Genomic DNA, 18,854 nt, shown 5'->3' with positions numbered 1-18,854 from the left:
ACTTGTCTAGCTGCGGCTCCTAACTCCTCGAGACGCTTCGGTCCTGCCAATGAAGTCAAAGAACGACTTCACTGTCAGGCCCTCCAGCGCTTGTCGGAGTTGAGCAGTCGCCTCCGCTTTTCGAATTGTCTAGTGTCGCCTCCTAGAGACTCCGAAACTTCAACTCCGCCGGCAGAAGCAAAAAGCGCTTCTTTGTCGGATTCTCCAGTTTCTGCGTTTCTGGGCAGTCGGCTATACTTTTCGATTTCGGTCCGCCCAATGAGTCAAAGAACGACTTCACCGGTCGGCCCTTCGAGGCACACGATGTACTAGACCCGCCAGCCACAGGATAACGAAAGCTTCGAAGCGATTCATCGCACGACCGAAAGCGGTAGCTTTTGGGAGGACGTGGTGCTTTAAGGCGGGCAGCGCTTGTCGGAGCTGACGAGGCGCTTTCGCTTTTTTGTTCTTTATCCTCTTTTCTTTCTTCCGGTAGCTGAAAATTCTTTGCCGTGAGCTTCCTGTTCAGCAACAATTGCTTCTGGAGGAATATGATTGTTTTTCTTTGGCGAGTTGATTCGGTTGCGGTGTTTTTTACCCATTGTTCATTCTCCTTCATTTCCAAATTATTGTACAATTGGTACAATGGAATTTTTTGTTTCAGCTGTGGTAAAGCTATTTTTAGCTTACCCTTTTACAAAATTGTCATGAAACTGAAGATTTTCCTGCTTAACTATATTGTGGTATAGTTTTGAAGTAGCAACCTATAGGATGGAGGATTATTGAATGAGTGTACATATTGGTGCTAAAGAAAATGAAATTGCAGAGACGGTATTACTTCCAGGGGATCCATTAAGAGCAAAATACATTGCAGAAACATTCCTTGAGGATGCAAAGTTATATAATGAAGTCAGAAATATGTTTGGCTACACAGGGACATATAAAGGTAAAAGAGTTTCTGTACAAGGTACAGGCATGGGAGTTCCGTCTATTTCAATTTATATTAATGAATTGATGAATAGCTATAATGTCCAAAACCTGATTCGTGTTGGTACTTGTGGAGCAATCCAAAAGGACGTTAAGGTACGAGACGTTATCCTGGCTATGAGCTCTTCGACTGATTCACAAATGAACCGCCTTACATTCGGCGGAGTAGACTTTGCACCAACAGCAAACTTCGATTTATTGTACAAAGCCTACAACACAGGCCTTGAAAAAGGGTTGAACCTTAAAGTCGGTAACGTATTCACTGCTGACCAGTTCTACAATGATAACGCCGAGTTGGAAAAGTGGGCACAGTACCAGATTCTTGCTGTTGAAATGGAAACAACAGCCCTTTACACCCTGGCTGCTAAATATGATCGTAAAGCCCTTTCAATCCTTACAGTCAGCGACCATATCCTGACTGGAGAAGAAACTACTTCAGAAGAGCGCCAAACTACATTCAACGATATGATTGAAGTGGCACTCGAAGCTGCTATAAAAGAATAACAATTGAGGAAAACCCTTTCCCCTATGGAAAGGGTCTTCTTATGGGCAATTTTCTTAAGAACTGACTTAATTAGACATTTCTGAGACCTGTTGAAGCCAAAATGTCTAATAAACCTTGTTTAATGGACATTTCAAATGACAGTTGAGTTCAAAATGTCTAATAAATCTTGTTTAATGGACATTTCAAATGGCAGTTGAGTTCAAAATGGCTAATAAACCTTGTTTAATGGACATTTCGAATGACAGTTGAATTTAAAATGTCTAATAAACCTTGTTTAATGTACATTTCAAATGACAATTGAATTCAAAATGTCTTTTGTAGATCTAACAAGTGTCGGTTGAAGACAGAATTCATATAAATCTAAGGGAATTCTAACTTTTTCACCGCATGAAGGAGTTTGCACAGTCCCTGAAGCAGGCATAATGAATAAAGGAGATAATGGGAAAAAAGGCCATTCGAAAGTTTGCCGGAAAATGTTAGAATGGTGTTATTGCTTTAAAATGTTGAAGATTGGTGGACATAATGAAAAAAATATTACTGATAATCGCATTGCCGATTTTATTGACAGGATGCGCACAGGTTGAGCCGTATCTTCAAGAAATTCCTTATTTGGGAGATAAATTAGTTGGACAAGATGATCAGGATGACCAGCCAGCTGAAGTTAATGAACCCAAACAAAACACAGAAAACAACCCTCCTATAGAGGACAAGCCAGCAGAAGATGAATTAACACTAGAAGCCGCCTATTTCAATGTCGTTCAAAATTCAGATGGGAAGAATGTCATCCAGAATCCGCAAAACACGATGTCACTCGTTAACAAAATATTCGGGTTGCCGGAAAACTATATACCGGCAGATTTAGTTCGACCGAATGTTCCATTCTCTTTTGGAGATGCGAAACTTGAAAAGAGCCTGATGAGGAAAGAGGCTGCGAATGCATTGGTAGAGATGTTTGCCGGAGCGAAGTCTGACGGAATTGAACTCGCTGCTGTTTCTGGATACCGATCATATGGACGCCAAGAAACCCTTTTTAATGCTGAAGTGAACAAAGTTGGCGAAGAAAAAGCACTTCAGGCCGTTGCCAGACCTGGAAGCAGTGAACATCAAACGGGATTGACAATGGACATCTCAAGTAAAACTAACAATTTTAATCTCAATGAACAGCTCGGCTCAACGAAAGAAGGGGTGTGGCTTGCCCACAATGCCCATAAATACGGGTTTATCCTCAGATACCCCAGAGGTAAAGAAGATATAACCGGCTATATGTATGAACCATGGCATTTTAGGTATGTGGGGATCAGGGCAGCAATTGAAATTTATGAAAACGATTGGACCCTGGAAGAGTACTTTGAAAAAGTGAAGAAAATATAGGAGAAGCCTGGCTGTCAGATGCCAGGCTTTTTTTAAAATTTTAGTACGCATATAGCAGTAAGCAATAAATGTGACATTTTTAACTGTTGTATTCACAATTAAGGGTAAAATAAAAAAAACACAAACTTTTTGGTTGCTAAATATACTATACAGGGGTATAGTAATTGTTATAGAGAATATTAAAATTTTCCGATTGAAACGGGGTGTAATTGATGAAAGAGCAAATGACTGTCGATATAACAGGTATGACTTGTGCCTCCTGTTCTACAAGGATAGAGAAGGTCCTTAATAAAATCGAAGGCGTCGAAGCAACCGTGAACCTTGCGATGGAAAATGCCTCAGTCACATATGAATCAGAAAAAATTAAACCTGACGATATATTCAATAAAATCAACGATCTGGGGTACGGGGTCAGAAACGAAAAGATGGATTTGGATGTTTTCGGTATGACGTGTGCAGCTTGTTCAACTAGGATTGAAAAAGTCCTTAATAAAATGGACGGAATGGTTTCAGCAACCGTTAACCTTGCGACCGAGTCTGCTTCTGTAGAGTTTAATAGCGCTGTCCTGTCAGCCGATAAAATCATTTCGAAAATCCAGGATCTGGGCTATGATGCAAAGGAAAAAGTGCAGCGGGAAGCAAAGGCTCAGCAAAAAGAAGAAGAAATCAATGCAAAGAAACGGAAGTTATTTATATCCATCCTTTTATCACTTCCGCTTCTATATACAATGATAGGCCACGCTCCCTGGGACACTGGACTGCCGATGCCACATTTGTTGATGAATCCGTGGTTCCAGCTATTATTGGCAACTCCGGTCCAATTCTGGATTGGCGGGCAATTTTATGTGGGTGCCTATAAGTCGCTTAAGAACAAGAGTGCGAATATGGATGTTCTGGTGGCTCTTGGTACATCGGCTGCGTATTTCTATAGTCTGGCAGAGGCTATTAAAACAATTGGAAATCCGGATTATATGCCGCATTTATATTTTGAAACAAGTGCTGTCCTGATTACTTTGATCCTTGTTGGGAAATTGTTTGAAGCTCTTGCTAAAGGACGCACAACTGAAGCAATCTCCAAGCTTCTAAGCCTGCAGGCTAAAGAGGCGACTGTCATCAGGGATGGCGAGGAATTCAAAATCCCGATTGAGGAAGTAAGAGTAAATGATACCATCATCGTTAAACCAGGAGAGAAGATTCCGGTCGATGGCAAGGTCATATCCGGCCAATCCGCTGTAGATGAAGCGATGATCACAGGTGAATCAATTCCTGTTGAAAAAGCAGCTGGCGATTCTTTGATCGGTGCTACCATCAATAAGAATGGCACTATGACGATGACCGCGACGAAGGTTGGCAAAGATACCGCCCTTGCCGGAATTATTAAAGTGGTTGAGGACGCTCAAGGAAGCAAGGCGCCAATCCAGCGTGTGGCAGATCAGATTTCTGGAATTTTCGTACCGATTGTTGTCGCAATCGCAATCGTTACATTCCTTGTCTGGTACTTTATAATCACACCTGGTGACTTTGCGTCAGCTCTTGAAACAGCCATTGCCGTGCTTGTTATTGCCTGCCCTTGCGCACTTGGTCTCGCAACCCCAACATCCATCATGGTCGGAACAGGAAAAGGCGCAGAAAATGGGATTCTTTTTAAGGGTGGAGAGCACTTAGAAGCTACTCACAAAATCAATGCTATTGTTCTAGATAAAACGGGAACAATTACTAAAGGAAAGCCAAGCGTAACCGACCTTGAAATTTTCGGTGAAGAGGAAAAGGTCCTTAAATATTTGGTGTCTGCTGAAAAAGCATCTGAGCATCCTCTTGCTGAAGCCATTGTGGAATACGGCAACGCAAAAAATATAGGGGTATTACCTATGGATGAGTTCGCTGCAATACCTGGCCACGGAATCGAAGCAACCATCAGTGGTGAGAAAGTATTTGTCGGAACCAGAAAGCTGATGGGCAAAGAGGGTATCGAATTCGCTCGATATGAAGAAAGGCTTGAGCGACTTGAGACCGAGGGCAAGACTGCGATGATGATCGCGATCAACAATAAAGTAAGCGGGATTGTTGCAGTTGCCGATACAGTCAAGGAAACAGCAAAAACCGCGATTGAAGAGCTCAAATCCATGGGTATTGAAGTGTATATGCTTACTGGTGACAATACGCGCACTGCTAAAGCAATTGCAGCCCAGGTTGGTGTAGACAACGTAATAGCAGAAGTTCTTCCTGAAGAAAAAGCGAACCATGTAAAAGAACTTCAGTTAAAAGGCAAGAAAGTCGCGATGGTCGGTGACGGCATCAATGACGCACCTGCACTTGCGCTTGCTGACATTGGGATTGCCATCGGAACTGGAACGGATGTTGCCATTGAGGCTGCTGACGTCACCATTCTAGGAGGGGAATTAACCCTGATTCCTAAAGCAATCTCATTAAGTAAAAAAACAATGCAAAATATCCGCCAAAACTTGTTCTGGGCTCTCGCATACAACTCAGCGGGCATCCCGATTGCGGCAATGGGTCTCCTGGCTCCATGGGTGGCAGGTGCCGCAATGGCATTCAGTTCAGTTTCTGTAGTGACTAATTCCCTTCGTTTGAAGCGGATTAAGTTATAAATTTTAGAAAAGAGAGGAAGATATTAAATGGAAAAAACAACTCTAAATGTATCAGGTATGACTTGTGGACACTGCGAAAAGGCAGTTAAAAACGCTTTGATGGGAGTAGACGGAGTGGCTAGCGTCGTCGTTTCCCTTTCAGAAGGAAAAGCTGAAGTAGAATATGATGCTTCAAAAGCAGAAGTAAGCAAAATGAAGGAAGCAGTAGAGGATCAAGGCTACGATGTAGAATAGTAATGGAAAGCAGCGGTTTTCTGACCGCTGCTTTTTTAATTACATAGAGAATTGCCCAGCACTAAGGTCTTTGGATTCTAGTTTCTTGGCCGTTACCTATTTTTCTGTTAATTTCACAGTAAAAATGTTATCCTAATCATTAAGGATTTTAAGCTTGATTGGAAAGTGGTGAAAAGGGTTGGATCAGCAAAATATGAATGAAGAAAACAAAGAAGAGTTAAAGGGTCAAGAAAAGGCTGGAGATGCAGAGGCCAAGAATAGTTTTCTTCGGATAAAAAAGTTCCACTTTGCAATGCTGTTGTTTTTTCTAGTCTTTTTAACAGCAGGAATCACTACCTTTGCGCTTGCTTTCGGCGAAGACAAGCCAGCAGTGCAGGTAATTAGAGAAAGAGAAGAATTTGCAAAGCTATATGACGCATATGATACCTTGAAAAATGACTATTTCCAGGAAGTTGATCAGGAAAAGCTAATAAATGGTGCGATAGATGGAATGCTTGAATCATTGGACGATCCATATTCGGATTATATGAGTCAGGAAGACGCAAAGAATTTCCATCAGAGTCTGTCATCTTCATTTGAGGGAATTGGAGCAGAGATTCAGGAGAGAGATGGTTTCATTTTTATTGTCACTCCATTGAAGGGTTCTCCTGCGGAAAAAGCAGGCCTTCAACCAGAGGATAAAATCATGTCAGTGGATGGAAAAAGCCTTCAAGGCATGAGTACGACTGAAGCAGTGGCACTTATTAGAGGAGAAAAGGGTACGGACGTAAAACTGTCAATCCTTCGCCAGGGTGGAGAAAAACCGGTTGACGTCACCATTACCCGAGATACTATTCCAATTGAAACGGTATATGGTGAAATGCTGGACGACGGAATTGCCAAAGTCCAGATTACGAACTTCTCACAAAACACTGCAAACGAATTAGTAAATATTTTGAATGATCTCCAGAAACAAGGAATGAAAGGCCTGGTACTGGATCTTCGTCAAAATCCTGGCGGACTGCTGGATCAAGCAATTAAAATATCCAGTCTCTTTGTACCTGAGGGGGAAATCCTCTTCCAGGTTGAAGACCGTGAAGGCAATGTAGAGAAGTATGCATCAGAGAACAAAAATAATCAAAGCCTTCCTTTAGTTGTCATCATTGATAAGGGGAGTGCAAGTGCATCCGAAATCCTTGCAGGAGCAGTCAGCGAGTCAGCTGGAGTTCCTCTTGTTGGCGAAAAGTCATTCGGAAAAGGCACAGTCCAGAGAGCAGAGGATTTTTCAGACGGATCGAATATGAAATTCACGACAGAAAAATGGTTGACGCCTAAAGGCAATTGGATTCATAAGAAAGGCATTAAGCCGGACCACGAGGTACCAATGCCCGAATATGCATCCTTACCATTTATCGATCCAGAAACTGAATTGAAGGTATCCACAGCTTCTGAACAAGTTAAGGCTGCACAAAAGATGCTGAAAGCTCTAGGGTTTGAACCAGGCCGTGAGGATGGTTTCTATGATGAAAAGACAGAGGAAGCTGTCATCGCATTCCAAAAATCAAAAGAGCTTGAAGAAACAGGTATCCTTAAAGGTAGCTCAACTATCGAATTAATGAATGCTCTGCGCGAGCAGATCAAGAATGACGATCCACAAGTTCAGAAAGCAATAGAAGTGTTAAAGCAGGAAATGAATAAATAAAAAGAATCTCCAGCTTTTGCTGGAGATTTTCCATATTACATAGAAAAAATAAGGTGATGAGAACATGAAAAAAGCAGAGGTTTATATTTTGTCCGGTTTCCTTGGCACAGGCAAAACAACATTACTTAAGCAAATTTTACTGCATGAAAAAAATAGCGGACGGAACATTGCAGTTATGATGAATGAGCTAGGCAGAGTATCGATTGATTCAGATGCCGTTGACACAGATATTCCTTTAAAAGAGCTGTTGGGAGGGTGCATTTGCTGTACAATCCAGGACAAACTCGAATCCCAGCTTCAAGGATTGTTATTTGATCACGACCTTGATGCCATTTACATAGAGACGACTGGTGCAGCTCATCCTGTAGAAGTTTTGGATGCTGTCCTTTCTCCGTTGTTTGCAGATAAGCTTGCGATCAAAGGAATCATTACGACTGTAGATGGCCAGCAGTGGCTCAATAGACAGTCATTAGACCCCCATGTCCATCAGCTATTGCTTGAGCAAGTGAAGCATGCTGACCTTATCATCGTCAATAAATCAGATTTGCTCAATGAATCAGAGCAGGCAAAAATCAGCATGGACATTCAAGGTCTAAATACTCAAGCTAAATGTATTTTGAGCACTTATTCGAAAGTTCCCATTAAACTGCTGGAGGGATTGGCATATACCGGAAAAGCTAAAAGTGCGGGGGCGCATGTTCAGGCTGATCTGAGATTAAGCACGTTTGTGCATCAATTCCAAGGTGCTGTCAGCCAGAAAGATTTTGAAGATTTTTTAAGGTCACTGCCGGATTCCATATATCGGATAAAAGGGTATGTATTATTTGACCATTCTCAATATCCGGACCTATTCCAGTATTCGTATGGGATGCCATTATATATGAAAGAATATATGAAAATGCCGCTCAATCTCGTTTTCATCGGCCAGGTAACTGACTGGAGCCAGCTTGAACAGCAGCTGAAGGAACTGGAAAAGTAAGTCTGTTTTCGATTACTGGACATGGGGTGAAAAAGGGGAATCTTTGATGGAAAGGATGAAGAAAATGCCTTGGACAAAGAATGATTATCCTGCTTCAATGAAGAACCTTGACACTGATGTACGTGAGAAAGCTATTGAGATAGCTAACGCTCTTGTTCAGGAAGAACATTATGAAGATGGAAAGGCAATCCCTATCGCGATCGATAAAGCAAGGGAATATGTAGAAAACCATGAAAATGATTAACTTTTGCCCAGCTCTGCTGGGTTTTTTGTTTGGTTAAAACTGAGCACGTCACGTCTGCATAGTAACAAGCAAAAAAGCAAAAACTTTCATGAAGCATAATTCTGCTCAGTTGGAATTAAAATGAAAAGCAAGATTAAAGCCGAGTGAAAAAGAGATGATTTAAATGAAACCCATTAAAGTTATTATCATGACAATTGTTCTCCTTGCCATAACTGGAAATAACATTGAAGCCGGGAAAACTCCAAAATCGGACCAGATTAAAATGATACAGTGGGAAAAGGTTAATGAAATTTTGCCCAGGTATAGCAAGTTCACAGTTGTCGATCTTGAAACAGGCATGAAATTCCGAGTTCAAAGGAGAGCAGGAAGCAACCATGCGGATGTCCAGCCGTTAACAACAAAAGATACAGCAATTATGAAGAAGATTTATAAAGGGAAGTGGAGCTGGAAGCGCAGAGCGATTATCGTTATCTCGGAAGATGGGAAAATTGCAGCTTCAATGCATGGAATGCCACATGGCGGCGGAGCATTGAAAAATAACTTTCCTGGCCATTTTTGCATCCATTTTTATGGGAGCACGACCCACAGGACGAACTTCATGGACCTATCCCATAAACTTATGATCCTGAAGTCAGCAGGAAAGCTCGAAAAATACCTGGAACAAACGGACCCATACGATTTGGTCAACGCTTATATCGCCGGGATAAAACAGCAGGACCGTTACATCGTTTCTTTGATTTCACTACAAGACCTTGAGTGGGAAACGTTGCTGCCCAAAATTGAGAATATCAGGATTTCCCGGATGGAAGTTCTGCCAGCCGAGGATGTGGGAGATCAGTTGACCCTTACCGTTCCTGTTGAGCTTAATTTGCAGCTTAAAGGGGTCGGAGGCAGGAATTTCAACGGCGAAGTCATACTGGTGAGATTCATGCCTAATGAACAATGGAGAGTGGATTCAGTAAATTTATTTGAGGAAAACGGAATAAAGTTAAGCAAATAAAAAAGCTTGAGAAATCTCAAGCTTTTTGTATGTTGTGAATACCGAACCTATTGATCCTTAACTTTCACCAAACTTTGCAAAGGTTTTTTCATCCTCAACCAATCCGCAGGCTGCGCACTGGATTTTCAGTTCAGGACCCTTGTATGGAAGATGAAAAGGATCAAGCTGGTCGTTTGAGTACTGCTCCACTATTTCACCTGATTGAGGATTTAATTTTACAGGCTGCGGTACTTGGGAAATCATATTGAATCTTGTCCTGTTAGTTTTACAGTTAGGGCATCGATATGGTTTGCTCATAGTTATTCTCCTTTAAAGTTATTTAACTTATTTTTTGCATTGTCTGTTTAAAATATGTAAATATACTAGTGAGGGTTTGACCTAGTTAAATATCTGCAGGAGGAATAAGGATGCTAGCAATGGATTATGAAAAGATACTTGAGGATTACAGGACTATATGGAACAATCGAAGACTGCAATCCGACCAGTCACCAGAGGAGATTCTTAGAGAAGCTATAAAAAGAGATCTGAAGGATGAAAATTCCCATCCGAGAGCAAGAAGGACATTGATGGAAAAATACTATCTTGCCACAAAACGAATTTTAGAAACATCCCTAACAAGTGAAAGTAAAATCTTGTTGATACAGTTGCATGTGAAACTGGTTGAAGCAATCAAGGATGAAGAAGGGAAGTAAATATCACACCACCGCTTAATTGGCATTTATATATTGGTGTGTGAGATGAAAAAATGATATAGAATTAATAAAGAAGGAAGGGGCCCTTGCTTCTTTTTTGTCTGTTAATAGAATCTCAAAAATATCATCTTTAACTATTGATTTTATACCCCTAATGGTATAATATTTATATTATAAGTTCAGTAATGAACAAGATATATACAAGAGGTGAAGAGTAGTTGCTCACAAGTTTAATCATCAGTCTCCTTTTGGTCACTTTAGTTTTCAACCCCTATGTTCCAGTAAGAAATCTTCCAGCGGTAAAGGATTATGAAAAGGATGCAGTATTTGTCGATCTTAGAGATTATCAGGATTCTGCGAAAAATCCAGTAAATGGCGCAATTAATATTCCTTGCGGATATTTGAAGCGATATATTAAAGAAATTCCGAACAGGCATATTGTCATCATTGCCTCCAATGAATTAGAAAAGAACTTTGGTGCAAGATTGCTCAAGAAATATGGTTACAATGTTAAAGGATATACCATTACTGGTCCATCACAATAGGAGGTGGCAAGGTGGAGTACAATAAGGAAATTGTCAATCGTTTGAAGCGAATCGAAGGACAGGTTAGGGGTAGCATCCGGCTGCTTGAAGAACAGGAAGAATGCAAGTCGGTCGTCACCCAATTATCTGCTATCCGTTCTGCAGTTGACCGTACTATTGCTTTGGTTGTCAGCAAAAATCTTGAACAATGCCTGATTAACGATTTACAAGAAGGCAGAGAAACGTCACAGGCTGTAAATGATGCTGTAGAATTACTTGTCAAGAGCAGAAAATAATTTGATTTCTATTCTTGACAAGGTGTTTTTTGTTACTTAAAATACCCGTATTGGTATACAGGATGGTGTGATTCCATCCCCTGCAAGATCATGAATAACTAAAATGATAAAGAGGTGCATACGGATGGATGTAGTAATTAATGTATTAATTGTCGTTCTTGCTGTAGCTTTCTTATGGAGCCGTTTCGCTCCAACTAAGGGAATAAATCATATTACGACAGCACAACTAGGTGAAATGATGAAAACAAAGAAAGCTGGGGTGCAATACGTTGATGTAAGAACTTCAGGAGAATATAAAGGAAATCACATCAAAGGATTCAAGAATATCCCGCTTCAACAGCTTGCTAACCGTACAGGAGAACTTTCTCAGGACAAAGATGTAGTGGTCATTTGCCAGAGCGGCATGCGCAGCAGCCAGGCAAGCAAGTTATTGAAAAAAGCAGGATTTAATAATGTTACTAATGTAAAGGGCGGCATGAGCGCCTGGTAATTATAAAGGGGGAAATTGAAATGCGCCAGATGACACCAACAGAAGTACAAAACGGATTAGGATCAAATGAATTCGAAGTTGTGGATGTTCGTGAAGTAAGTGAAGTAGCACAAGGTAAAATTCCGGGGGCAATCCATATTCCATTAGGACTTTTGGAGTTCAGGATGAATGAATTGGACAAGAACAAAACTTACGTTATGGTCTGCCGCTCAGGCGGTCGCAGCTCTAGAGCCACTCAATTCCTTGAGTACTATGGCTATAATGTAATCAACATGCAGGGCGGCATGATGACTTGGCAAGGGTCAACTGAATAAACCCAATTAGAGATGGCGACCGCCGTCTCTTTTTTTGTTACCTAGGAAATTATAAAATAATTGCGATCTGGATAACTAAATGGGTTTTCTTAATCCAGCTTCAGCGCCTAGCCCCTCGAGTCGCTTCGGACCTTCCAATGAAGTCAAAAAAAGACTTCACTGGTCGGCCCTCCAAGGTAAACGATGTGCTAGACCCGCCAGCCAAAGGATAAGGAAAGCTACGAAGCGATTCATCGCACGACCGCAAGCGGTAGCTTTTGGGAGGACGTGGCGTTATAAGGCGGGCAGCGCTTGTCGAGGCTGAACGAGGCGTTTGCGCTTTTTGTTCATTCATTTTGGTTGTATTATACCGTGGCCTCGTTATGTCCTGAAGGTTTTTACCAGTAAATGTCGAAATATGCTTGCTTGTTCATAAATAAATTCGTACACTATTAATGAAAAGAATATTTCGACAATTAGTAACAAGGAGGAATTCTGATGTCTGGTTTAAGCCGCGTGGAGTTGGAACTTGTTAGAGAAAATGTTCATGTCGAAGTTATCCATGAATTGTTGGTTAAGGGATGCTGGATTGAGGATCATGACCATCGTTGCATAGTATCCCAGGGGCAAATTGAGTTCATTGGGGGTTTCCATGATTCTTATTTCAAAATCAACCTGAAATCTAAGGAGCTCCTTATCGAATCAGACAGTCCATGGGAACTAGAAGTACTTGCTGAAGAATTGAAAGAAATAGCCGTTAAAAAGGCAATAATATTAAAATAAGATTTACATACTTTATTTCTTGTCGTCAAATGGCGGCAAGTTTTTTCTTTAACCGAGATAACTAATAAAAATACCCCCTCTAGGTGGATTTCATAGAATTATCACAAATCAGAGATATAATATTATGAGATACTTGTGAGAGAAAAGGAGTAAATTATGAAGTGGATTTATATAATCGCCGCAACGACTTTCACTGTTTTGTTATCTGCCTGTTCATTTGAATCTTTTGAGCCTATACCAAAAGATTCTTCAATTATATCTACGATAAATATCAAGGAAATGACAATTTCATTCTATGACATGGAAAAGGATGAGAAATTACCAGACTGGAATGTAGATCGCCCGTACATCGGAGGTCTGATCCTGCCTGACAAGGATACAATATTGCTTTATGGAAAGGCTGTGGATACCGCAGACTTATATTCATTAAGCAAAGGGAAGAAGATTGAATCCTGGAAAACTGGAGAGGGAATAGTGAACGCATTATTAGTCGGAGATGGAACCGAAATAGCCTTTGCTGACCAGGAAAGAGACAGTGTGAGATTTTTTGATATAGATGGGACAGAAGTGGATGAAGTCAAAGTAGAAAAAGAGCCGTTGACACTTCTTGAGGCCGAGAAAAAACTTTATGCAATCAGTTATAGTCAAGAAATGCTAAGCATAGTGGATTTGAAAAATAAAGAGCGGCTTCCTGGGTTTGAGATTCACCCAGCTGCAGCCGGTGCGTTAATGTCCAGTGAAAAAGATGAGCTGTGGATTGGCGGACATGGTAAAGGAACTGAAGTTGAAGAGCGGATACACATTTACGATCTTAATAATGGCACTTTGATAAAAGAGATTTCTGCTCCTGTCATGCCTGTGAATTTCACCAAGGATGAAGATGATATATTCGTCCTGAGCCATGGTTCGAATATGCTCTATAAATTGGCAGAGGACGGAACAAAGCAGGGTTCTTTAAAGGTAGGTGCGAATCCGTTCGAAATTGATTTTTTTGCAGATAAGCTTATTGTTGCTGGGTACGACAGTAATGAAGTTTATATAATTGACCCAGAAAGCCTAACTATCGAAAAAACGCTTGAAGTTGGAAACGGGCCATTTCAAATAGTAACGAGGGAGAGATAATAGTATGAATCCCATAAATGTTTTGATCATAGATGACGAAGAGGATATGCGCAACCTTGTTCAAATGTATCTGGAGAATTCCGGGTTTAAATGTGCCCATGCTGCTGATGGAGTTGAAGGGTTGAGAAAACTTCATGAACAAGAGTTTGACCTAGTAATCCTTGATATTATGATGCCTTTTGAAGATGGCTTTGCTGTTTGTGGAAAGATACGTACCTTTTCGCAAGTGCCGATCATCTTTTTATCTGCTAAAGGTGAAGAATGGGATAAGGTGAGAGGGCTTCAGCTTGGAGGGGACGATTATATAGTCAAGCCTTTCAGTCCGGGTGAACTTGTAGCCAGAATCAATGCTTTGTTAAGAAGGACATCTTTTGTCAAGAATGAGGAAGATACAGTGACCCTAGGAAAGATCAATATTGATAAAAAGGGCAGAAGGGTCAGTGTGGAAGGAGAAATTATCCCTCTTACTCTTAAGGAGTTTGAGTTGCTCGTTTTTCTCGTTCAGCACCAGGGTCAGGCCCTTAGCAGGGAGCAGCTTCTTGAATTTGTGTGGGGCATGGATTACCATGGCAGCCTGAGAACAGTTGACACCCACATCAAGACGCTGAGGATGAAGCTGGGGATAGGAGACTACATTCAAACAATCTGGGGTGTAGGGTATAAATTTGAGGTGCCAGCAACATGATTTCTTTTTCTGACAGCCTGTTTAAAAAACTTTGGCTGACGGTTACTGCGACAATCCTGGTGACCGTATTGTACTCCTTCTTTTTATCCTATCTTTTTTATGAAAAGTTATATGTCGATATTGTTGAAGAATCCTTGATAGAAGAAGGGAACCGTCTTGCCAGCGACTATACAGGCGGCCCATTGACCGATGAAATGAAGCAGCGGGTTGAATGGTATAATGAAAAATCGGAATCCGAGGTTTTTCTTGTCAGTAACCCCAAAGAGTTAAGTGCCTGCCTCCCATATTCTATTGATTATGAGACATTAATAGGAAAGGAAGAGCGTGATCTGCTTTTGAAAGGTGAACCGGTCATGAAATCAGGTTTTGAAGAGAGGTTCGGCAGAAAGATTCTCGCTGTGGCAATTCCGCTCCTTGATAATAACCGGCTTGAAGGAATTATTTACTTATATGTTCCCCTCGCTAAAATATCAGAATTAACCGTTGATTTTTCTTTTTTATGGTTGATTGGCGGGGTATTATTCATAGTAATTGCTGCTTTCCTGGGCTTTAAAATGCTTCACAGGCTAACGAGGCCACTTGCTGCCATGAAGGAGGCAGCCGAAAGAGTATCTGGAGGAGATTATTCAGCACGGGTAATAATTAAATCAGACGACGAAATTGGCCAGCTTGCAAAAGCCTTTAACCATATGTCAGAGTCTGTACAGAAAGAGGATGAGAAAAAGAGGGAATTCCTCGCCGATGTTTCTCATGAACTCAGGACTCCGATCAGCTATATTAAAGGTTATAGCGAAGCTTTGGAAACTGGTATGATAAAAGAGACGGATGAAAAGAATAAATATTTAAAGCTTATTAACAGGGAATCTGGCAGGATGGTTAAGCTTGTTGAGGATTTACTTGATTTATCGAGACTGGACGCAGATGAATACCGATTAATAAAAAATCCTTTTCCGTTAGCACAGCTCATGGAGGATTTTATAATCAAGTATGGTCCAGCCTTAAAAGAAAAAAATATCAGCCTAACACTCGATCTTGATCCGGATATCATCATTTATGGAGATGAAGGGAGACTCGAACAGATCTTCCAGAACATAATCGACAATTCGATACGCTATACTGAAAGTGGCGGCAGCATTTCAATCATGCTTTCCAAGCACACGTATGGCTGTAAAGTTGAAATTGCAGATACTGGAACAGGAATACCAGAGGAGGATATCAACAAGCTGACTGAACGTTTTTATAGAGTGAATAAGGCGAGATCAAGGGCAGACGGTGGTACTGGACTTGGTCTGGCAATTGTTGATAAATTAATTAAGCTACATGATGGTAAAATGGAAATAGCAAGTGAGTTAGGAAAAGGAACGACCATCAGCCTATATTTTCCGGCAGTGGAATTATAGATATTGATAACAAAGTTAATTTTCGTAACGAATTTTGAATCAACGATAACACAAAATTATTTAAGGGGTAAATTGAATGAAACGATTGTTGGTTATATTAATGGCAGTCTTGTTAGGTTTGTTAGTGACAGCTTGTGCACAGCAGGAAATAGAAGAAGAACCGCAATTTTTGGAAGTTGAGCTTACAGCAAATCCTGAAAAAGCTCAATTAAATGAAGAAGTTACTTTCGAGGCTAAAGTTACTTATGGAACAGAAGAAGTTAAGGATGCGGACGAAGTGAAATTCGAAATCTGGCGTTCTCAAGCAGAAGAACATGAAAAGATAGTGGTAGAACATGACGAAAACGGGATTTATCGCTTGAAAAAATCTTTTGGGGAAGAAGGGACCTACTATATCATTGCTCATGTTACAGCACGCAGCATGCACAATATGCCAAAGATTGAATTTGTGATCGGCAGTCCAAGCGAGCCAGAGGCAAATTGAACATCCACTGAAATGAATGATATGGAAGATCATGATACAAAGACTGATGAAGAGAGTGGACATTAAAGGGAAAGCGGCGATTGCCGCTTTTTTTCATGCCACCAATGCCTCATGCTAATTGATGCAGGACTTAGGTTAGCACTCTATCGTGTTGTAATATACATTAATGATTGTCATATTAACGAAAAAAATGTCATGTAGGTAGTAAAACTTAAAGGCTGTCAATATCTTTATTGTTCCTCTTTTTGGTTAAACTGGTGTGGAAAATGTAAAAAGGAAAAAACTAGCATCCAACCTTAGTATGAAAAATATCTTTGAAAGTCTTTCAATCTCTGACATTCAAGCTCAATAAGAAATATTAAACAAGAATATTATTCATATAATAATAGTATTTCCTTTTTAATCCAGGTTTATTACAAATAACCCGTGATATGATTAGTTTGCAAGAGAGAGACAAACTAAATTTCGGGAGGAATTCGGGAATGAAGAAGAAAATGATCCTTACAGCTTTTGCTGCAGCTGCCTTATTCGCAGCAAATCCAGGTATGGATAAAGCAGATGCGTCTACTATACAGACAAAAGTTTATAATTATCAAAGTGGAAACTTGAATAATGAACAAATCAATTCTATTTTACAAAAGTATTTTAAGAACTATCAATTTTCATGGAAACAAGCACAGCCAGCTAACACTAATTTACAGAAGCCTGTTGAAAAAACAGCACCAACACCTGTACAAGAACCTGTAAAAGCCCCAACACCAGCTCCAGCACCAGTTCAGGAGCCAGCCAAAGCAACTGCTCAAGAACCTGCTGCAGCACCAGTTTCTTCAGCAGTTAGTGCCTATGAGCAAAAAGTAGTAGAGTTGACAAACCAGGAGAGAGCAAAGAATGGTTTAAAACCACTTGCACTTGACACTGAACTAAGCAAAGTAGCGAGGGGAAAATCCCGCGATATGCAAAGCAAAGGCTATTTCAGCCACACTAGCCCAACTTACGGTTCACCTTTTGATATGATGAAAAAGTTTGGAATCTCATACCGTTCAGCAGGTGAAAATATTGCTATGGGCCAGCGTACACCAGAGGAAGTAGTGAAAGCATGGATGAATAGTTCAGGCCACCGTGCAAATATCTTAAACTCAAGCTATACACACATTGGTGTAGGCCATGTAGCAACAGGCAACTATTGGACACAAATGTTCATTGGAAAATAATAAACATAAAAAGAGCAGCCACTAGGCTGTTCTTTTTTAGATGCAATCAATTTGATATGTCGATTTCAGCGTATTGCATATCCACGATTTTATGAAGCCTTAATTCAAGTACTCCATCCTTGTAGTTTGCTGCCGCACCCTTCCGCTTAACGGTTGCTGGCAATACTAATGTGTGTTTATCAGACATATCAGGAATATGTTCAATGACTACCTGGTTAGAAGTATAAAAAAGCTTCATTTGTTTAAGTAAGGCTTCTTCTTTTAGTGGTACCCTTACAAAAACAAAATCATGAGTTTCAAACATTTCCGCACCTAATCCGGTAGTCGGTTTGGCCGGATCAGGCGAGTGTTGCTGCTGCATCCCTTTGAGCCATTCTTCAGGTTTTAACATTCCTTGCATATTTGGCTGAAGCATTTTGCCCATCATTTGCTGGACATAATTTTCGATTTCATCTGGTTTCATTTCCAAAAACTTCTTCTGTGTATTTCGGTCGAACGGCAATAGATTCCATGGAAACAATTATATCCCGCCTTTCAAGCAGACCATCTTCGATATGGATATTATATGCAGGCATCGGCCCAGCTGTTAAAGTCAAATTGTTCCCAATATATGAAGGCTAAAAGTTGCAAAACAGCTTGCTTCTTTTTAGTATAGTGATAAGTAATCTAATGAGGATGAGGGGTACAGGTTGTGGAAAATAAAACGGCTTTGATTACCGGAGGTGCCACCGGTTTAGGAAGACGAACAGCACTGCAGCTTGCTGCCGAAGGTATAAACGTAATTATCAATTATCGGAACAGCAAAATAGAGGCTGAACAGCTTGCGGCGGAACTTTCGGAAGTGTTCAACACAAAAAATATTTGTGTTCAGGGAGATATAACAAATTATGAGGATTGTGAAAAAATTGTTTCGCAGGCTTTGAAGGAATTCACTGCGATTGATATAGTCGTTCATAATGCTGGACCATATATTTCCGAAAGAAAGAAAATGGCCGACTATCAGATACATGAATGGACTTACTTAATTAATGGCAATTTAAACGCCGTTTTCTATTTATCAAATTTGCTGATACCTTCTATGAGGAAAAGAAAGTGGGGGAGGATCATTACAGTTGGTTTCGACAGGGTAGAGTCGGCTCCTGGGTGGATTTACAGGTCTGCTTTTGCGGCGGCTAAGTCAGGACTGGCTTCATTGACAAAGACACTTGCGCTGGAAGAGGCAGAAAACGGGATCACCGCCAATATGGTCTGCCCTGGTGACATCACAGGTGAATGGAAAGAAAGA

23 protein-coding genes are annotated in these 18,854 nt (G+C 40.7%); 20 read left to right on the top strand and 3 right to left on the bottom strand.

Features of this window, described 5'->3' with window-relative positions:
• Positions 1-449: 449 nt before the first annotated feature.
• A complete protein-coding gene (locus ACH0QE_RS20020; RefSeq protein WP_023627692.1) occupies positions 450-581 on the bottom strand; it encodes a hypothetical protein in 132 nt (43 codons plus the stop codon).
• Positions 582-765: 184 nt separating this feature from the next.
• Between ACH0QE_RS20020 and deoD the strand changes: the two genes are divergently transcribed.
• From deoD to ACH0QE_RS19980, 8 genes are all read left to right on the top strand, one after another.
• Positions 766-1,470 (top strand): purine-nucleoside phosphorylase, encoded by a 705-nt coding sequence (deoD, locus tag ACH0QE_RS20015; protein WP_144479849.1) that lies wholly within the window; start codon positions 766-768, stop codon positions 1,468-1,470.
• A gap of 523 nt (positions 1,471-1,993) precedes the next feature.
• Positions 1,994-2,842, top strand: a complete 849-nt coding sequence (locus ACH0QE_RS20010) for a D-alanyl-D-alanine carboxypeptidase family protein (RefSeq protein WP_415802230.1) — start codon at positions 1,994-1,996, stop codon at positions 2,840-2,842.
• Positions 2,843-3,054: 212 nt separating this feature from the next.
• The gene (locus tag ACH0QE_RS20005) at positions 3,055-5,451 is read left to right on the top strand and encodes a heavy metal translocating P-type ATPase (RefSeq protein ID WP_415802229.1); all 2,397 of its coding nucleotides are present in this window, start codon (positions 3,055-3,057) and stop codon (positions 5,449-5,451) included.
• A gap of 27 nt (positions 5,452-5,478) precedes the next feature.
• Positions 5,479-5,685 (top strand): copper chaperone CopZ, encoded by a 207-nt coding sequence (gene copZ / locus ACH0QE_RS20000; RefSeq protein ID WP_102263227.1) that lies wholly within the window; start codon positions 5,479-5,481, stop codon positions 5,683-5,685.
• 193 nt (positions 5,686-5,878) lie between these two features.
• Entirely contained in the window at positions 5,879-7,366 is a 1,488-nt protein-coding gene (locus ACH0QE_RS19995) for a S41 family peptidase (RefSeq protein WP_415802231.1), read from the top strand.
• A gap of 64 nt (positions 7,367-7,430) precedes the next feature.
• Positions 7,431-8,345, top strand: coding sequence for a CobW family GTP-binding protein (locus ACH0QE_RS19990; protein WP_415802228.1), 915 nt, complete (start codon positions 7,431-7,433; stop codon positions 8,343-8,345).
• A gap of 46 nt (positions 8,346-8,391) precedes the next feature.
• Positions 8,392-8,589, top strand: coding sequence for a hypothetical protein (locus ACH0QE_RS19985; protein WP_415802227.1), 198 nt, complete (start codon positions 8,392-8,394; stop codon positions 8,587-8,589).
• 163 nt (positions 8,590-8,752) lie between these two features.
• Positions 8,753-9,589, top strand: a complete 837-nt coding sequence (locus tag ACH0QE_RS19980; protein ID WP_415802226.1) for a hypothetical protein — start codon at positions 8,753-8,755, stop codon at positions 9,587-9,589.
• Positions 9,590-9,646: 57 nt separating this feature from the next.
• On the opposite strand, the gene ACH0QE_RS19975 is transcribed toward ACH0QE_RS19980, so the two are convergent.
• A complete protein-coding gene (locus ACH0QE_RS19975) occupies positions 9,647-9,886 on the bottom strand; it encodes a DNA alkylation repair protein (RefSeq protein ID WP_415802225.1) in 240 nt (79 codons plus the stop codon).
• A 110-nt stretch (positions 9,887-9,996) separates the two neighbouring features.
• Between ACH0QE_RS19975 and ACH0QE_RS19970 the strand changes: the two genes are divergently transcribed.
• The 11 genes from ACH0QE_RS19970 to ACH0QE_RS19920 all read left to right on the top strand — a co-directional run bounded on the left by ACH0QE_RS19970 (position 9,997) and on the right by ACH0QE_RS19920 (position 17,569).
• On the top strand, positions 9,997-10,281 hold the full coding sequence (locus tag ACH0QE_RS19970) for a hypothetical protein (RefSeq protein ID WP_415802224.1): 285 nt from the start codon (positions 9,997-9,999) through the stop codon (positions 10,279-10,281).
• A gap of 218 nt (positions 10,282-10,499) precedes the next feature.
• Positions 10,500-10,826, top strand: a complete 327-nt coding sequence (locus ACH0QE_RS19965) for a sulfurtransferase (RefSeq protein ID WP_415802223.1) — start codon at positions 10,500-10,502, stop codon at positions 10,824-10,826.
• Between the two features lie 11 nt (positions 10,827-10,837).
• Positions 10,838-11,101 (top strand): metal-sensitive transcriptional regulator, encoded by a 264-nt coding sequence (locus ACH0QE_RS19960; RefSeq protein ID WP_023627704.1) that lies wholly within the window; start codon positions 10,838-10,840, stop codon positions 11,099-11,101.
• A 124-nt stretch (positions 11,102-11,225) separates the two neighbouring features.
• Entirely contained in the window at positions 11,226-11,591 is a 366-nt protein-coding gene (locus ACH0QE_RS19955; protein WP_415802221.1) for a rhodanese-like domain-containing protein, read from the top strand.
• Positions 11,592-11,611: 20 nt separating this feature from the next.
• Complete coding sequence (locus ACH0QE_RS19950; RefSeq protein ID WP_415802220.1) at positions 11,612-11,905, top strand: rhodanese-like domain-containing protein; 294 nt, start codon at positions 11,612-11,614, stop codon at positions 11,903-11,905.
• 477 nt (positions 11,906-12,382) lie between these two features.
• The gene (locus ACH0QE_RS19945) at positions 12,383-12,667 is read left to right on the top strand and encodes a hypothetical protein (RefSeq protein WP_415802219.1); all 285 of its coding nucleotides are present in this window, start codon (positions 12,383-12,385) and stop codon (positions 12,665-12,667) included.
• Between the two features lie 156 nt (positions 12,668-12,823).
• Positions 12,824-13,789 carry a YncE family protein gene (locus ACH0QE_RS19940; protein ID WP_415802218.1) on the top strand — a complete coding sequence of 322 codons (966 nt, stop codon included), beginning with the start codon at positions 12,824-12,826 and terminating at the stop codon, positions 13,787-13,789.
• Positions 13,790-13,793: 4 nt separating this feature from the next.
• Positions 13,794-14,474: a response regulator transcription factor gene (locus ACH0QE_RS19935; RefSeq protein ID WP_415802216.1), complete on the top strand. Its 681-nt coding sequence runs from the start codon at positions 13,794-13,796 to the stop codon at positions 14,472-14,474.
• A complete protein-coding gene (locus ACH0QE_RS19930; RefSeq protein WP_415802215.1) occupies positions 14,471-15,874 on the top strand; it encodes a sensor histidine kinase in 1,404 nt (467 codons plus the stop codon). The genes ACH0QE_RS19935 and ACH0QE_RS19930 overlap by 4 nt, the downstream gene beginning before the upstream one ends.
• 76 nt (positions 15,875-15,950) lie before the next feature.
• On the top strand, positions 15,951-16,358 hold the full coding sequence (locus tag ACH0QE_RS19925) for a FixH family protein (protein WP_415802213.1): 408 nt from the start codon (positions 15,951-15,953) through the stop codon (positions 16,356-16,358).
• A 482-nt stretch (positions 16,359-16,840) separates the two neighbouring features.
• Positions 16,841-17,569, top strand: coding sequence for a CAP domain-containing protein (locus tag ACH0QE_RS19920; protein WP_415802212.1), 729 nt, complete (start codon positions 16,841-16,843; stop codon positions 17,567-17,569).
• Between the two features lie 46 nt (positions 17,570-17,615).
• On the opposite strand, the gene ACH0QE_RS19915 is transcribed toward ACH0QE_RS19920, so the two are convergent.
• Positions 17,616-18,089, bottom strand: coding sequence for an Hsp20/alpha crystallin family protein (locus ACH0QE_RS19915; RefSeq protein WP_415802211.1), 474 nt, complete (start codon positions 18,087-18,089; stop codon positions 17,616-17,618).
• Positions 18,090-18,260: 171 nt separating this feature from the next.
• Between ACH0QE_RS19915 and ACH0QE_RS19910 the strand changes: the two genes are divergently transcribed.
• Positions 18,261-18,854: SDR family NAD(P)-dependent oxidoreductase (locus ACH0QE_RS19910; RefSeq protein WP_415802210.1), on the top strand; the 594-nt coding region annotated here is incomplete at its 3' end.

It is taken from the genome of Mesobacillus sp. (assembly GCF_047739415.1).
GTDB lineage: Bacteria > Bacillota > Bacilli > Bacillales > Cytobacillaceae > Mesobacillus.
The sequence above is the reverse complement of the archived record's forward strand: the minus strand, read 5'-3'. Positions and strand labels throughout refer to the sequence as shown.

Bases quoted from the DNA above. Each gene is read 5' to 3' on its own strand.
- ACH0QE_RS20020 (WP_023627692.1), bottom strand. From the start codon at position 581: ATGGGTAAAAAACACCGCAACCGAATCAACTCGCCAAAGAAAAACAAT.
- deoD (WP_144479849.1), top strand. From the start codon at position 766: ATGAGTGTACATATTGGTGCTAAAGAAAATGAAATTGCAGAGACGGTA.
- ACH0QE_RS20010 (WP_415802230.1), top strand. From the start codon at position 1,994: ATGAAAAAAATATTACTGATAATCGCATTGCCGATTTTATTGACAGGA.
- ACH0QE_RS20005 (WP_415802229.1), top strand. From the start codon at position 3,055: ATGAAAGAGCAAATGACTGTCGATATAACAGGTATGACTTGTGCCTCC.
- copZ (WP_102263227.1), top strand. From the start codon at position 5,479: ATGGAAAAAACAACTCTAAATGTATCAGGTATGACTTGTGGACACTGC.
- ACH0QE_RS19995 (WP_415802231.1), top strand. From the start codon at position 5,879: ATGAATGAAGAAAACAAAGAAGAGTTAAAGGGTCAAGAAAAGGCTGGA.
- ACH0QE_RS19990 (WP_415802228.1), top strand. From the start codon at position 7,431: ATGAAAAAAGCAGAGGTTTATATTTTGTCCGGTTTCCTTGGCACAGGC.
- ACH0QE_RS19985 (WP_415802227.1), top strand. From the start codon at position 8,392: ATGGAAAGGATGAAGAAAATGCCTTGGACAAAGAATGATTATCCTGCT.
- ACH0QE_RS19980 (WP_415802226.1), top strand. From the start codon at position 8,753: ATGAAACCCATTAAAGTTATTATCATGACAATTGTTCTCCTTGCCATA.
- ACH0QE_RS19975 (WP_415802225.1), bottom strand. From the start codon at position 9,886: ATGAGCAAACCATATCGATGCCCTAACTGTAAAACTAACAGGACAAGA.
- ACH0QE_RS19970 (WP_415802224.1), top strand. From the start codon at position 9,997: ATGCTAGCAATGGATTATGAAAAGATACTTGAGGATTACAGGACTATA.
- ACH0QE_RS19955 (WP_415802221.1), top strand. From the start codon at position 11,226: ATGGATGTAGTAATTAATGTATTAATTGTCGTTCTTGCTGTAGCTTTC.
- ACH0QE_RS19950 (WP_415802220.1), top strand. From the start codon at position 11,612: ATGCGCCAGATGACACCAACAGAAGTACAAAACGGATTAGGATCAAAT.
- ACH0QE_RS19945 (WP_415802219.1), top strand. From the start codon at position 12,383: ATGTCTGGTTTAAGCCGCGTGGAGTTGGAACTTGTTAGAGAAAATGTT.
- ACH0QE_RS19940 (WP_415802218.1), top strand. From the start codon at position 12,824: ATGAAGTGGATTTATATAATCGCCGCAACGACTTTCACTGTTTTGTTA.
- ACH0QE_RS19935 (WP_415802216.1), top strand. From the start codon at position 13,794: ATGAATCCCATAAATGTTTTGATCATAGATGACGAAGAGGATATGCGC.
- ACH0QE_RS19930 (WP_415802215.1), top strand. From the start codon at position 14,471: ATGATTTCTTTTTCTGACAGCCTGTTTAAAAAACTTTGGCTGACGGTT.
- ACH0QE_RS19925 (WP_415802213.1), top strand. From the start codon at position 15,951: ATGAAACGATTGTTGGTTATATTAATGGCAGTCTTGTTAGGTTTGTTA.
- ACH0QE_RS19920 (WP_415802212.1), top strand. From the start codon at position 16,841: ATGAAGAAGAAAATGATCCTTACAGCTTTTGCTGCAGCTGCCTTATTC.